Source organism: Roseibium aggregatum IAM 12614 (genome assembly GCF_000168975.1).
Taxonomy (GTDB): Bacteria; Pseudomonadota; Alphaproteobacteria; order Rhizobiales; family Stappiaceae; genus Roseibium; species Roseibium aggregatum.
Genome location: NZ_AAUW01000009.1, coordinates 201,627 through 216,078 on the forward strand (window position 1 = coordinate 201,627; position 14,452 = coordinate 216,078).

The following is a 14,452-nucleotide window of genomic DNA, read 5'->3' on the forward strand; positions in this document are numbered from 1 at the left end:
TTATGGTGCGGCTCATGGACGAGACAGGCTTTTCGGAAAATGGCGGCGGACAGACGCCGGGATTGATGGCGGGTCAGGGCGCGGCGAAACCGGCGGCTGACGATGGCGCCTACCGTGTTCTTGCGCGCAAGTACCGGCCGAAGACCTTTGAGGATCTGGTCGGCCAGGAGCCGATGGTACAGACGCTGGAAAACGCGTTTGAAACCGGGCGGATCGCGCAGGCCTGGATGCTGACCGGCGTGCGCGGTGTCGGCAAGACGACAACAGCCCGTATTCTGGCCCGGGGCCTGAACTACGAAGTGCCGGGTGTCGCCGACAGGCCCACGGTGAAGCTGACCCAGGAAGGCACGCACTGCAAGGCCATCATGGAAGGCCGCCATGTCGACGTCATCGAGATGGACGCCGCCTCCCATACCGGTATCAACGATATTCGCGAGATTATCGATGCGGCCCGCTATCGCCCGGCAACGGCGCGCTACAAGGTCTACATCATCGACGAAGTGCACATGCTCTCGAATGCGGCTTTCAACGGCTTGCTGAAGACCCTGGAAGAGCCGCCGGAGCATGTGAAATTCATCTTCGCGACGACGGAAATCCGCAAGGTGCCGATCACCGTCCTGTCGCGGTGCCAGCGGTTTGACCTGCGCCGGATCGACCAGTCCAAGCTGATCGGTCTGTTGCGACGGATCTCCGACGCCGAAGGCATCCAGATTTCCGACGAAGCCCTGATGCTGATCGCCCGCGCTGGTGAGGGCTCGGCGCGCGATTCCCTGTCGCTGCTCGACCAGGCCATGGCCCATGGCGCCGGTGCTATCGAGGCGGAAGACCTGCGCCAGATGCTCGGTCTTGCGGACCGCGCCCGGGTGATCGACCTGTTCGGCCACATCATGGCAGGCCGGATCGAGGACGCGCTGGGCGAATTGCAGGCGCAATACGAAGTTGGCGCGGACCCGGCCATTGTTCTGACGGATCTGGCGGACTTCACCCATCTTGTCACCCGAATGAAGGTTGCGCCGAAATCGGCGGACGAAGCGTCCGTTACCGAGGCTGAGCGGGCGCGTGGCCGTGAATTCGCCGAGCAGATCTCCGTGCGGCTCTTGTCCCGTGCCTGGCAGATCCTGCTGAAGGGCGTTCAGGAAGTACAGGCAGCCTCCAAGCCGCTGGCCGCGGCGGACATGGTGCTGGTACGCCTCGCCTATGCCGCGGACCTGCCGGACCCGGGCGATCTGATGGCGCAGATCAAGAACGGCCAGAACCCGTTTGGCGGCGCTGGGCTGTCCGGTGGCGGTGCGGCTCCTTCAGGTGGCGGCGGCGGTCCGTCGGCAATGGCTGTCGGCATGAACTATGCCTCAGGCAATTCAGGCAGTGGCCCGACCATGCAGGCAAGCGGCCGTCCGCAGCTTTCGGCCATTCAGGGGGGCAGGCCCGCGCCTCAGACGGCGCCACAAGCCGCGCCCGAACCGCAGGCCCAGCCGGCGTATAATCTGAAGAACCTTTATGACTGCGCCGCCCTTGCGTCCGAAAAGGGCGACATTCCGTTCAAGGTGAAGATCCAGCGCCTCATGCGGCTGGTGAAATTCGAGCCCGGCAAGATCGAGATCCAGCCGACGGACGATGCACCGGCCGACATAGCCGGCGAGTTTGGCCGCAAGCTGACCGAATGGACAGGACAGCGCTGGTTCGTCGTGGTTTCGCGCAACCAGGGCCGCCCGACCATCCACGAGGAGCAGGAGGCCAATCAGCAGCAGCTTCTGTCCGACGCGAAGTCACACCCGACCGTTGCTGCCCTGCTGGCGCAGTTCCCCGGCGCCCGTGTGGTCGACGTCAAGGTTCAGGTAACCGAAGAAGACGCCGCCGCTCTGGCCGACCCGATGGTCAGCGATCCGCTCCTGAGCGAAGCGCTCGGTGATGACGAAGACGATTGATCCGCGCTTCTTGTTCTTCTAAATGCAGTTCCCAGATAGGTAAGGTCGCGGAAATCCGCGCCACGTGAGGGTTTGGAAGGAGACATTCCATGGATTTCCTCAAGATGATGAAACAGGCCAAGCAAATGCAGGAGCAGATGGGCTCGCTGCAGGAGCAGATCGTTGAGATCGAGGCCGAGGGCTCGGCCGGTGGTGGCCTGGTCACCGTGCGTCTCAACGGCAAGAGCGATCTGAAATCGCTGTCGATCGATCCGTCTCTTCTGAAGGAAGAGGAAAAGGAGATCCTCGAGGATCTGCTGATTGCCGCTCACACCGAAGCCCGTGCCAAGGTCGAGCAGGCCATTCAGGAAAAAACCCAGGAACTGATGGGTGGTCTTGGCCTGCCCGCCGGCATGAAATTGCCGTTCTGACACCGGTTGAAGGGCGCGGAGGCCGATCCGGCCTCGCGCTTTGCCTCGTGATCCGGCTCTTTTACCGCGTCCTCGACTTCAAAGACGCGGCTTGGTGGGTTTGACGCGGTGGATTTATCAGGTGGTCGGCAACGTGCGGTGAAGAGATAACCATGGCGCAGAAAAGTGTGGCAGGACCGGAAATCGAACGGCTGATCCAGCTCCTGGCAAAGTTGCCGGGGCTTGGTCCACGGTCGGCGCGCCGTGCCGCACTGCACCTGATCAAGAAAAAGGATCAGCTTCTTGTGCCACTGGCGGAGGCCATGGGCATCGCGGTTCGGGAAATCGGCATCTGTTCCACCTGCGGCACGGTTGATACCTCCGATCCCTGCACGATCTGTTCAGATCCCAAGCGCGACCAGAGCGTTCTGGTCGTGGTCGAGGATGTTGCCGACCTCTGGGCATTGGAGCGCGCGGGGGCGGTCAACGCCCGTTACCACGTCCTCGGCGGCAACCTGTCGCCTCTCGATGGCATCGGTCCGGACGATCTCAACCTTGCGTCGCTGATCGACCGCTGCGGGTCGGAGGGCTTCTCCGAAGTCATTCTGGCGATCAACGCCACCGTGGAGGGCCAGACCACGGCCCACTACATCATGGACCAGTTGTCTCATCTTGAGGTCAATGTCACCCGGCTCGCCCATGGTGTGCCGGTCGGCGGCGAACTGGACTATCTGGATGAAGGCACGCTGGCACAGGCGCTGCGCGCCCGGACGCGGTTCTAGGGGCGCGCCGGACGCCGGGCCCCGTCACTTCGCTTACCTCTCGTATAAAAACGCGGCGCAAAACAGATCACCGGGAAACCGGAAGATCTCCCGGCTTGTTGCAAAGCCGGCCGTCTTGCCCATTGCCACCCAGTCCTCCGGGGCTTCGGGAAAGTCGTGCGTGCTGATGTGCTGCCAGAGGTGGGCGTATTCGGCCTCGGTTAGCGAGCGGAACCGATGGCGCAGTTCCGCCTGCCAGCGGCGTGTATACTCGGTCCGGGTTTCGCCGGGCAGGCACACAGGTTCCGCGCAGACGAAGACGCCGCCCGGCTTGAGCGCGTCCCGGATCGCTGACAGCATTTCCTGTTGTTGCGCGCGCTGAAGATGATGGATGGAATAGCCGCACCAGATGAAGTTGGCGCTGGCCGGGCGTCTCAGGATGCCTTCCACCATGTCCTCTTCGGCAAGTTCCACATCATAGGGCGCATCTTTCATGACCCTGGCGGCGCACTGCAGCGCCGGGCGCGACAGATCCAGGCCCTCGTAAGTCGCAACCTTGCTGGCTCTCAGGACCATATGCGCAAGGCTGGCGTCGCCGCAGGCCAGATCCAGAAAGGCGAAAGGCCTGTCAAAACGCCTGCCGATCTCATCTCGCAGGAGCTGGCCGATTTCCCGGTGGTGCATTTCGTTGGCGTGGACGAGCTTTTGATAAATCTTCCACTCGAACTGGAACATGTTGAGGGCTTCAGGCGCCAGAACCTTGCTGACATCGGTCTCTGGGTTGAAATGAAGATGCAGCATCAGCGGGTCCGGAGCAGGAGAGGAACATGCCGGCAACAAGGGCCGGTCAGCAAATGCTAGTTTCAGAAATGTGATTACACAACAATAAGTTTAGTGATACGCCCGCACTCGCGCCCGCACTCAAGCGCAGGCTTGCACATGACCGGCGGCGCACTTATGTCGAAGCAGTCGTTCACGAGAAATTTGAAGGTGTCATGTTCCAAGCTGCCTCCCGCGCCATGTCCGAGGTGTTCGAACCGCCGTTCCGGGCAATTTTCTGGAAGATGCTTGGCTTTACACTTGGCGTGCTGGTGGTCATCTGGCTCGCCCTGCAGGGTGTCATCGCTGCCTTCGTTGCGCTTCCCTATGGCTGGATGGACACGGCGATATCCGTTCTGACGGGTATTGGTGCGATTTTTGTCCTCGGTTTTCTGATCGCGCCGATTTCCGCTCTCTTCGCCGGCCTGTTTCAGGACGAGATTGCGGATATCGTTGACAAGAAGGACTACCCGGGCGACCGGCCCGGCCGGGCGCTGCCGCTGTCTCAGTCAATCATTCAGACCCTCAAGTTCACCGGTGTCGTTATCGTGGGCAACCTGTTTGCCCTGATTCTGCTGCTTGTTCCCGGCGTCAATCTGGTCGCCTTCTTTCTGGTGAACGGTTACCTGCTTGGCCGGGAATTCTTCGAGTTCGCCGCCATGCGCTTTCTTCCGGCAGCCGAAGCGAAGGCGTTCCGCAAGGCGCGGGGCGGAACCGTTTTTCTGGCTGGTCTGATCATCGCCGGCCTGCTTGCGGTGCCGATCCTCAATCTGGTGACGCCCATTTTTGCAACCATCTTCATGCTGCATCTCTACAAGCTGCTGGCGGCCCGCGCACCGGTGCCCGCGTCGGCGCCGCGGGAAGACGCGCTCTAGCTTTTTGCGCAGGGTTCCGTGGGCAACTGTTTCGTTGCTGTACGCACCCAAGGCACTTGCATTGCGCGGTGTGATCTGACCAAGTGCCCCTCCGAAGTGGAGGAGCCCATGCAGGAATTGCTGACGGAAATCGCGGAGGCGGCTGCAGCCAACCCCGAGAAGGGCAATGTCGCGACCTATATTCCCGAATTGGCGGGGATCGATCCCAACCAGTTCGGCATGGCCATCGCGCTGACAGACGGCAGAGTATTCACCGCCGGCGACGCCGATGTGCCGTTCTCCATCCAGTCGGTTTCCAAGATTTTTGCTCTCGCCCTGGCGCTTGGCCGCGTGGGCGATCAGCTATGGCGCCGGGTCGGCCGCGAACCGTCCGGCCTGTCCTTCGATTCGATCCTGCTTCTGGAGCGCGAGGAGGGCATCCCGCGCAATCCGTTCATCAATGCCGGTGCACTGGTGACGACCGATACCTATCTTGCCGGGTCCACGCCGCGCGAAGCGTTGGGTGAGCTGCTAAGGTTCATCCGCGCGGCCTGCGACGACGACAGCATCCACATGAACGAGAAGGTCGCCAAATCGGAGCTTGTCACCGGTCACCGGAATTTCTCGCTCGCGCACTACCTTGCCTCCTATGGCAACCTGCAGTCCTCCGTCGACAAGGTGCTCGGCACCTATTGCCATCAGTGCGCCATCGAAATGTCCTGCCGACAGCTCGCGCTTGCCGGCCGCTTTCTGGTGGACGCGCCAGGGATGCCGGGCCTTGTGTCCATTGAGCGGCGCCGACGGATCAACGCCCTCATGATGACCTGCGGCCATTATGACGGCTCGGGTGATTTCGCCTTTCGTGTCGGCATGCCGGGCAAGAGCGGCGTTGGCGGCGGCATCCTCGTGATCTCGCCGAGCCGCGCGTCCATCGCCGTCTGGTCACCGGGCCTCAACCGCTACGGCAACTCCAAGCTCGGTACCGAGGCAATGGAGCATTTTGCCCGCGAGACCGGCTGGTCGGTGTTCGGCGTTCCCCATGGCGGCGAGGGCGCTCACGTTTAGGTCACTTTGTGTCACCGGATGAATTTAAACGATATAGAAGTAGTTTCCGGTCAATTAGGCCTATAGGATGTTTTGACCTTTGGAAGCGTTGGCGCTATTACGCACCTAGACAACGCTTTGATTTGCTTACGTTTGCGTAAACGTAAACTGGAGCAGGGTGAGTTGAGGTTGGTTCGTTTGGTCAAGAGACCACGCCGGTTCGTCCGGGGTCGGAAACAGGGTCAGACGGGTCATCTTAAGCGCATTTCGCTCTAGCGTCGTACGGGAGAGGAATTCCATGTCGAACGCCGATCTGCGGGGCAACCGCCCGCTGTCGCCCCATCTTCAGATTTACAAGCCCATTCTGACGATGGTCATGTCGATCCTGCACCGCATCACTGGCGCGGCGCTCTATTTCGGCACCGTCCTGCTGGCCTGGTGGCTGATCGCCGCTGCGGCGGGCCCCAGCTACTTCGATTTCGTCAACGGCATCTACGGATCGATCATCGGCCGTCTGATTCTGTTCGGCTTCACCTGGGCGCTTGTGCATCACATGCTCGGTGGCCTGCGCCACTTCATCTGGGACATGGGCGCGGGCTTCGGCAAGGAAGCGCGCGAGTGGCTCGCCAAGGCGACCATCATCGGTTCCGTTTCCGTCACGCTGATCCTCTGGATCATCGGCTACGCGGTTCGCTAAGGAGAGTGTCATGACGGATATGCGCACACCCCTGAACAAGGTTCGCGGCCTGGGATCTGCCAAGGAAGGCACCGATCACTTCTGGAAACAGCGTCTGACCGCTGTCGCCAACGTGTTCCTGATCTCGTTCTTCGTGATCCTCGTGATCGCAATGCAGGGCTCCACCCACGCTGATGTGGTCGAGACCCTCAAGAACCCGCTCGTTTCAATCATCCTGCTCCTGGTTATCCTGTCGGGCGTCTATCACATGAAGCTCGGCATGCAGGTGATCATCGAAGACTATGTGCATGGCGAAGGCATCAAGTTCCTCACATTGATGGCGAACACCTTCTTCTGCGCCTTTATCGGTTTCGGCTGCGTCTTCGCAGTGCTCAAGATTGGCTTTGGAGGCTGACCCGAATGGCCAAGACTTATGAATTTGTCGACCACACCTACGATGTGGTTGTCGTCGGCGCCGGTGGCGCTGGCCTGCGGGCAACGCTCGGCATGGCCGAGCAGGGCCTGAGAACGGCCTGCATCACCAAGGTGTTCCCGACCCGCTCCCACACGGTTGCTGCCCAGGGCGGCATCGCCGCGTCGCTCAAGAACATGACGCCGGACTGTTGGGAATGGCACATGTACGACACGGTGAAGGGGTCCGACTGGCTCGGCGACACCGACGCCATGGAATACCTGGCCCGTGAAGCGCCGAAGGCGGTTTACGAGCTGGAGCACTACGGCGTGCCGTTCTCCCGTACCGAAGACGGCCGCATCTATCAGCGCCCGTTCGGCGGTCACATGCAGAACTACGGCGAAGGCCCCCCCGTGCAGCGCACCTGCGCGGCGGCCGACCGGACCGGTCACGCCATCCTGCACACGCTGTACGGCCAGTCCCTGCGCAACAACGCCGAATTCTACATCGAGTATTTCGCACTCGACCTGATCATGTCCGAAGACGGTGTCTGCCAGGGCGTGATCGCGTGGAACCTCGATGACGGCACCATGCACCGCTTTGCCGCCAAGATGGTGGTTCTGGCGACCGGCGGTTATGGCCGTGCCTTCTTCTCGGCAACCTCGGCTCACACCTGCACCGGCGACGGTGGCGGCATGGTGGCCCGTGCGGGCCTGCCGCTTCAGGACATGGAATTCGTCCAGTTCCACCCGACCGGCATCTACGGCTCCGGCTGTCTGATCACCGAAGGCGCGCGTGGCGAGGGCGGTTATCTGGTCAACTCCGAAGGCGAGCGCTTCATGGAGCGCTACGCACCGTCGGCCAAGGACCTTGCCTCCCGTGACGTGGTCTCGCGCTGCATGACCATGGAAATCCGCGAAGGCCGCGGCGTCGGCAAGAACAAGGATCACATCTTCCTGCATCTGGATCACCTCGATCCGGCGCTGCTGGCCGAGCGCCTGCCGGGCATTTCCGAAAGCGCCCGCATCTTCGCCGGCGTGGATGTGACCAAGGATCCGATCCCGGTCCTGCCGACCGTTCACTACAACATGGGCGGCATTCCGACCAACTACTGGGGCGAAGTGCTGAAAGCGGACGGCGACAACCCGAACCGCATCCAGGAAGGCCTGATGGCCGTCGGCGAAGCCGGCTGCGCGTCGGTCCACGGCGCCAACCGACTCGGCTCCAACTCCCTGATCGACCTTGTGGTCTTCGGCCGTGCGGCGGCGATCAAGGCAGGTGAGGTCGTCGATCCGAAATCGGCCGTGCCGACGCCGAACGAAGCTTCCTGCGAAAAGATCATGGATCGTTTCGACAAGCTCCGGAACGCCTCCGGCTCGATCCCGACCGCGGATCTGCGCGACAAGATGCAGCGCGCCATGCAGGAAGATGCTGCCGTCTTCCGCACCCAGGAAAGCCTGGAGCAGGGGTGCAAGCGTCTGACCGAGATCTGGGGCGAACTGAAGGACCTCAAGGTGTCCGACCGCTCGCTGATCTGGAACTCCGACCTGGTGGAAACGCTGGAGCTGGAGAACCTGATGGCCAACGCCATCACCACGGTCTACGGCGCGGAAGCCCGCAAGGAAAGCCGCGGCGCCCATGCTCGCGAGGACTACAAGGACGGTCCGTTCTCCGGCCGCGACGACGAGAACTGGCGCAAGCACACGCTTGCCTGGGTCGACGAAGCCGGCAACGTCAAGCTGGACTACCGTCCGGTGGTGCTGGATCCGCTGACCACCCTGGAAGAGGGTGGCATCGATCCGAAGAAGATCGCGCCGAAAGCGCGCGTCTACTAAGGAGACGGAACGGTGAGCCAGGCGGCAACCCTTTTGGACACGAGAAGTCCGTTCGGCACGTATCCGGCCGAGCGGATGGTCCGGGCTGCCTGGCGTCTTGCCGACCGGCACGATCTGTCCAAGGGCCTGCGCAGGCGTATCCGCTCCCTGGTGGCGCGGTTCTTCAAGGGCCCCTACGACATGGAAGCGGACGGCCTGAAGTTCCGGATCTATCCGGGTGAGAACTACGACGACCGCAAGATCCTGGCCAAGGGCCGCCTGCCGGAACGCGAAGAGCACAAGCTGATCGAGCCGTATCTGGGCAAGGGCAAGGTGTTTGTCGATATCGGCGCCAACATCGGCTCCTATTCGATCTTTGCCGCCGGTCTGGGCGCCCAGGTTGTTGCGATCGAGGCCAATCCGCAAACAGCGACGAAACTCGGTTTCAACGTGCGTGCGAACGACCTCGACAGCGTCACGGTGGTCAACTCGGCCGTCGGCCCGCGCGAAGATACGCTGCCGCTCTGGCAGGAGCCGAGCAATTGCGGCTTCGCCACCTTTGTGAAGGACCTGACCACGGGCGAATGGGCCGGCGAGTGGACACCGACCTTCGTCAAGGTTCGTCCGCTGACAGCCATAACCGACGAACAGGGTCTCACCCGGATCGACGTCTTGAAAGTTGACGTGGAAGGCTTCGAGGACCGTGTGGTCCTGCCTTTCCTGAGGCACGCGGACCGGAGCCTCTGGCCCCGCGTGATCCTGCTTGAAACCAATTGCCGGCCCTATTGGACCGAGGATTGCCTGAGTGAACTGGCAAACCGCGGCTACGGGGTGACCGGCCAGACGAATGACAACATGGTCTTTGAGCTCTCTGCCTGAGCGAAAGACGATTTGGCCCTGGACGCGAACCCAAGGGCCCAACGCGGAGCAGTAACGAGATGGTTCAGCTGACGCTTCCCCGGAACTCCCAGGTGACGGAAGGCAAGGTGTGGGACAAGCCCGAAGGCGCCACCAACCTGCGTGAATACCGCATCTACCGCTGGAATCCGGACGATGGCCGCAACCCGCGCGTCGACACCTATTTCATCAATGCGGACGATTGCGGGCCGATGGTGCTCGACGGCCTCATCTACATCAAGAACAAGATCGACCCGACGCTGACCTTCCGCCGGTCCTGCCGCGAAGGTATCTGCGGGTCCTGTGCGATGAACATCGACGGCACCAACACCCTGGCCTGCACCAAGGGCATGGACGAGGTTGCCGGTGACGTCGTCAAGATCTACCCGCTGCCGCATATGCCGGTGGTGAAAGATCTCGTGCCGGACCTGACGCGCTTCTACGCGCAGCACCGCTCCATCGAACCGTGGCTGAAGACGGTCTCTCCGCCGCCGGAAAAGGAATGGCGCCAGTCGCACGAAGACCGGGTGAAGCTTGACGGACTTTACGAGTGCATTCTCTGCGCCTGCTGCTCCACCTCATGCCCGAGCTACTGGTGGAACGGCGACCGCTACCTCGGCCCGGCCATTCTGCTGCAGGCCTACCGCTGGCTGATCGACAGCCGCGACGAAGCAACGGGCGAGCGTCTGGACGATCTGGAAGATCCGTTCCGTCTCTACCGCTGCCACACCATCATGAACTGCTCGCAAGCCTGCCCGAAGGGTCTGAACCCGGCGAAGGCGATTGCCGAGATCAAGAAGATGATGGTCGAACGCCGGGTGTAAGTTGCACGCCGCCAGAACATCGAAAGGCCGTCCCTTGGGACGGCCTTTTTGTATCGGCCCCGAACGACCTTGCCACCGTCATTCCGGACAAGCGCAGTGAAGCTGCGCACCGATCCGGAATCCAGATATCAGCGTGAGCGGAGCGAACACTCTGGAAAGATAAGGCAGCGCTATTCGCGCAGCATATTTCTGGAGTCCGGATCTGCGGTCGGCTGCGCCTTCCTTGTCCGGAATGACGCGGGAAAACGCTCTTGCGTTTCCCGGTGCCCTGTTCTGGTCGGACCGAAGCTGAGCCGGGATTACCGCGTTCTCAAGAAAAGCTCCACCAGCATCACCCCTTCGCCCGGCACACCAGAAGCGAACTGTTGCACCAGCCCCGGAACCCGGGAACACGCCCAAGCGTGCGGGTGAGGGCGATTTCAGCAGGTTTCAGCGGTCCCCATTCGAAGGTCTTGCCGCGCAGGCGGTGGAACAGCTTACCGTGGCGGTTGGCTTCCTCGTACCAGGGGCTGAGCATCGGCAGGTAGGGCAGGCAGGAGAGATAACCGATGCCGTGAACCGATTCGATGGTGACGGCACGTCCGATGATGTCCGACCATTCCTTCAAGGTCATGCGAACCTGGTGTTCGGCATAATGCAGGTGCTTCAGCTTCAGCCGGTCGAGACGGTAGAGCTGGGGCACGACAGCAAGAATCAGACCGCCGGGGGCAATGACCTCACCGCATTGGCGCATCACCGATTCAATCGCCTCTTCACGCCCGGGCAGATGCTCCAGCACATCAAGAAGCGCGATGACATCCGGTTGCCAGGGCAGCTCGTCGCGGTGCTCGGCAAGGCGGGTGGCATCCAGCACGATGTCCGGCTCGAAGGCCGCTTCGTAATCCGCGCCGCAATAGTCGAAACTCAGACCGGTGGCGGCGAGATACTCCTTCGAAATCGATGTCGAGCAGCCAATGTCCAGAATGCGCGGCGGCCGGCCGAGGTCCTGCGACCAGTCCCGGATGGTGCGGGAGACGATGTCGAACTTCACCGTGCCGTAAAGGTTCCTCTGGGCATTCGCGAGTTTCTTGACCAGATACTGCGAATGCACGGTGACTTCGGTTTGCTCTTCGTCCGTTAGGTCTGGTCTCTCTGTTCGATCCAGAGTTTGGTGCACACTGCCTCTCCTTCTGTCGCCAAGCGGTGTATGCCGGGTTCGTAGGTGTAAGTCGTCAGGTCTGTCATCAGGACGATCAGTTCGCCCAGGATCAATTCGACCACTTCATCGGCAACGCTGCCGGAGCCTGGAATGAAATTGGCCGGATAGCCGTCATTGACAAGGCAGATCTGTCTGTCTGCTCCCTGTGAGCCGGGAAGCCGGAAGGCCTTGATCGACGGATGCATGTCGGTGGATGGCGATTGTTCCAGAAAGTCGACGTCTATCTCGATACGCCGGGAACTGGCACTGGCCACCAGACAGCCGTTGCGGAGCTGTTGCAGCACGTCGCGGGTTATCGACAGACGGCCTGTCGCCCCGACAACAAGATCGCAGGATTCCAGATCGGTGGGTTGAAGCGTTGCGGGATAGCCGGACAAGCGGGCCTCGGCGATTTTCAGCGGGTCGACATCGATCAGCGAGACGATGACATCCAGCCGGCGCAAGGCCTTTGCCAGCCCGAAGCCGATCCAGCCCGCACCGAAGACCGCGGCCCGCCGACCGGCCAGCGTGTTGCCCAGGTCGCGCATGAGACCGTCGAGGCACCGGGCGATGGTTTCGCCGCAGCGCACCGCTTCCAGACGCTTCAGCTCACTGTCGGCACAATGCAGCACGGGCACCTGCAACCGTGTCTGGCCGGCCCGCCAGACACCTTGCTTGGTGATTTCAACCACGCCTTCCACCAGGTGCAACTGCTCCTGAAATTGCTCGTGCAGCAATTCAACCGCGTAGCCGCCGACTTCCTGAATGACGAGCTTCTGATCCGCGGCCCGGCAAGCGTCAAGGCTCTTTTGCAAGACTTCTGCCAGCACCTGCTTGAAGGCAGGTTCGGTTTTCGGGCACTGGACCTTGTCGCCATAAATCGCCTGCCACTTCAACCGTGTGACATCGCTGCCCGAAGAATAGGGGATACCGATAATGGCGTCGAAATCCATGACCCCTTCCAGCGCATCGATCATGCGCCGGGTATCGTCAAAGAGATGAGCCACCAGCAGGTACCGGTGCGCTTCACTCTTGAAGAGGTCGAGCCGCTTTACCAGCGCGGGAAGATAGTCCGCTCGCCGGGCAAAGGCAGGCACGTCTGAGCTGGGTAGGTTGCTTAATGAATGCATTGACAGTTATTCCGAGGGTCGCGCCATTCTGGCACTGTGCCGCCAGCGCGCACAAGGGCGAGTTGTGAAATAGGCCGGAAAAATGAAGCGGCAAATCCGTGTCTTCCGGCGGTCTGCACAGTCCCTGCACAAACACTCCTGAAAAGCCGCTCTTTCATGCCCTTTTGTATCCCGTTCTGGCTCCGATGATCGCCCTGTTGACCGGGCGCCCGCCTGTGGGCCCCTTCTGGCAGAGGGTTGATCTGAATGACAAGCGATACTCAAAATGACACCGCCGAACAACCGGAGCAGCAGACACAGTTTGCGCAGCGCCGGTCCGAACGGGCGCAGCCTTTCCGGCCGCCTTCTTTTCTAGGCTCTCCAGCGGTCAAATTCGTGATCATCGGAGTGCTGACGGTGATGCTGCTCGTGCCGAGCCTGTTCGTCTGGGTTCTGGTGGAAGAACGTGCCGAGAGGGCCCGCGACGTCGCACAGGACATTGCCCGCTCGTGGGGCGGCATCCAGGAAATCAACGGCCCCTATCTGGTCGTCCCTTTCAGCGAAACCTACACCGTTTCAACCGGCGACAGCGCGAAAACAGAAATCCGGTGGCATACGGCGATCCTGTTTCCGGAAAAACTGGATGTCAGGGGAGACATTTCTGTGCAGGAGCGCCGGAAATCGATCTATTCCCTGCCGGTCTATCATGGCAGCGTGAGCCTGAAGGGCCGGTTTGCGGCGACGTCTCCGGAAAACTTCGAGCCGCAATTCGGCGGACAAATCGACATCGCAGCGGACAAGGCGGTGCTTGTGGTCGGTCTAGGTGACATTGCCGCCTTGAAAAGCGAGGTTGACCTGGTTTTGAACGGCAACGGGTCCGTTCCGTTCGAGCCGGGTCTCGGTCCGTTGACCATGGAACCGATGTGGCGGTCCGTTGCCGGCTTGTCCGCATCTGGCATCAACGCACCGGTCGCGGCCGGTTTGTGGCGGAACGGGTTTTCCTTCGATATCCCCATTCAGCTGAACGGCTCCACCGCCTTCTACGTTGCCCCCGCCGGACAAACGACCAGCGTATCCCTTCAATCCGACTGGCCGCATCCCGGCTTTACCGGCGCATTCCTGCCGGAAGCACGAGAAATAGGCGATGCCGGTTTCAACGCATCCTGGAGCATTCCCTATCTTGCCCGCGGCATTCCAAGGCTGGTGCTGGGCACACAAATGCCGTTGCAAAACAAGGTTCTGGGGGTGCAATTCGTTGAACCCGTCAATTTCTATCAGACCATTTCCAGGTCGTTGAAGTACGCTATCTGCTTCATCAGTCTGACCTTCCTGGCAGTCTTCGTTCTGGAAATGCGCTCCGGATGGCGGGTCCACTGGATCCAGTATGGTCTGGTCGGACTGTCCCTGATCGTCTTCTATGTCATGCTGCTCGCCTTTGCAGAGCATGTTGGCTACGGCCTGGCCTATCTTGTGGCCGCTGCCGCCGCGACGCTGCTGAACGCGCTCTATATCGGGACTTCGCTCAAGAGCCGTCTTGCCGGAGGTGTGATGCTTGCGGTCCTGGCTGCGATATTCGGCGTGCTTTATGCGCTCATGCAGGAGCAGGACTATGCGCTTCTGATCGGGTCGATGATCGGGTTCCTGTCACTTGCCGTTACCATGTTTGCCACCCAACGGATCGACTGGACCGGTCAACAACAGGTCGGCACATGGCCAAATGCCGAACCAGTCTGACAGTTATTCTGTCATTC

General features: G+C 61.2%; 14 protein-coding genes. 11 read left to right on the forward strand and 3 right to left on the reverse strand.

Features of this window, described 5'->3' with window-relative positions; translation table 11 throughout:
- The first annotated feature begins 65 nt into the window (after positions 1-65).
- The 3 genes from SIAM614_RS14085 to recR all read left to right on the forward strand — a co-directional run bounded on the left by SIAM614_RS14085 (position 66) and on the right by recR (position 3,096).
- Positions 66-1,925, forward strand: a complete 1,860-nt coding sequence (locus SIAM614_RS14085) for a DNA polymerase III subunit gamma/tau (protein ID WP_208983994.1) — start codon at positions 66-68, stop codon at positions 1,923-1,925.
- A gap of 89 nt (positions 1,926-2,014) precedes the next feature.
- Complete coding sequence (locus SIAM614_RS14090) at positions 2,015-2,335, forward strand: YbaB/EbfC family nucleoid-associated protein (protein ID WP_006935456.1); 321 nt, start codon at positions 2,015-2,017, stop codon at positions 2,333-2,335.
- A gap of 152 nt (positions 2,336-2,487) precedes the next feature.
- Positions 2,488-3,096, forward strand: coding sequence for a recombination mediator RecR (recR, locus tag SIAM614_RS14095; protein ID WP_006935457.1), 609 nt, complete (start codon positions 2,488-2,490; stop codon positions 3,094-3,096).
- Between the two features lie 33 nt (positions 3,097-3,129).
- On the opposite strand, the gene SIAM614_RS30585 is transcribed toward recR, so the two are convergent.
- A complete protein-coding gene (locus SIAM614_RS30585) occupies positions 3,130-3,876 on the reverse strand; it encodes a class I SAM-dependent methyltransferase (protein WP_006935458.1) in 747 nt (248 codons plus the stop codon).
- 194 nt (positions 3,877-4,070) lie between these two features.
- Here SIAM614_RS30585 and SIAM614_RS14105 point away from each other — a divergent pair, with 194 nt between their 5' ends.
- The 7 genes from SIAM614_RS14105 to SIAM614_RS14135 all read left to right on the forward strand — a co-directional run bounded on the left by SIAM614_RS14105 (position 4,071) and on the right by SIAM614_RS14135 (position 10,415).
- The gene (locus SIAM614_RS14105) at positions 4,071-4,769 is read left to right on the forward strand and encodes a sulfate transporter family protein (RefSeq protein WP_040440230.1); all 699 of its coding nucleotides are present in this window, start codon (positions 4,071-4,073) and stop codon (positions 4,767-4,769) included.
- A gap of 108 nt (positions 4,770-4,877) precedes the next feature.
- Complete coding sequence (locus SIAM614_RS14110; protein WP_006935460.1) at positions 4,878-5,813, forward strand: glutaminase; 936 nt, start codon at positions 4,878-4,880, stop codon at positions 5,811-5,813.
- A gap of 277 nt (positions 5,814-6,090) precedes the next feature.
- Entirely contained in the window at positions 6,091-6,489 is a 399-nt protein-coding gene (sdhC, locus tag SIAM614_RS14115; protein ID WP_006935462.1) for a succinate dehydrogenase, cytochrome b556 subunit, read from the forward strand.
- A 10-nt stretch (positions 6,490-6,499) separates the two neighbouring features.
- Positions 6,500-6,883: a succinate dehydrogenase, hydrophobic membrane anchor protein gene (gene sdhD, locus SIAM614_RS14120; RefSeq protein WP_006935463.1), complete on the forward strand. Its 384-nt coding sequence runs from the start codon at positions 6,500-6,502 to the stop codon at positions 6,881-6,883.
- 5 nt (positions 6,884-6,888) lie between these two features.
- The gene (gene sdhA, locus SIAM614_RS14125) at positions 6,889-8,715 is read left to right on the forward strand and encodes a succinate dehydrogenase flavoprotein subunit (RefSeq protein WP_006935464.1); all 1,827 of its coding nucleotides are present in this window, start codon (positions 6,889-6,891) and stop codon (positions 8,713-8,715) included.
- Positions 8,716-8,727: 12 nt separating this feature from the next.
- Positions 8,728-9,573: an FkbM family methyltransferase gene (locus SIAM614_RS14130; protein WP_208983989.1), complete on the forward strand. Its 846-nt coding sequence runs from the start codon at positions 8,728-8,730 to the stop codon at positions 9,571-9,573.
- A 59-nt stretch (positions 9,574-9,632) separates the two neighbouring features.
- Entirely contained in the window at positions 9,633-10,415 is a 783-nt protein-coding gene (locus SIAM614_RS14135) for a succinate dehydrogenase iron-sulfur subunit (protein WP_006935466.1), read from the forward strand.
- Positions 10,416-10,746: 331 nt separating this feature from the next.
- Here the strand turns inward: SIAM614_RS14135 and SIAM614_RS14140 are convergent, their stop codons facing one another.
- Positions 10,747-11,571, reverse strand: coding sequence for a class I SAM-dependent methyltransferase (locus SIAM614_RS14140; RefSeq protein ID WP_208983990.1), 825 nt, complete (start codon positions 11,569-11,571; stop codon positions 10,747-10,749).
- Positions 11,532-12,722 carry a Rossmann-fold NAD(P)-binding domain-containing protein gene (locus SIAM614_RS14145; protein WP_081455255.1) on the reverse strand — a complete coding sequence of 397 codons (1,191 nt, stop codon included), beginning with the start codon at positions 12,720-12,722 and terminating at the stop codon, positions 11,532-11,534. Before SIAM614_RS14145 ends, SIAM614_RS14140 begins: the two co-directional genes overlap by 40 nt.
- Before the next feature lie 246 nt (positions 12,723-12,968).
- Here SIAM614_RS14145 and creD point away from each other — a divergent pair, with 246 nt between their 5' ends.
- Complete coding sequence (gene creD / locus SIAM614_RS14150; protein ID WP_006935469.1) at positions 12,969-14,435, forward strand: cell envelope integrity protein CreD; 1,467 nt, start codon at positions 12,969-12,971, stop codon at positions 14,433-14,435.
- The last annotated feature ends 17 nt before the right edge of the window (positions 14,436-14,452 follow it).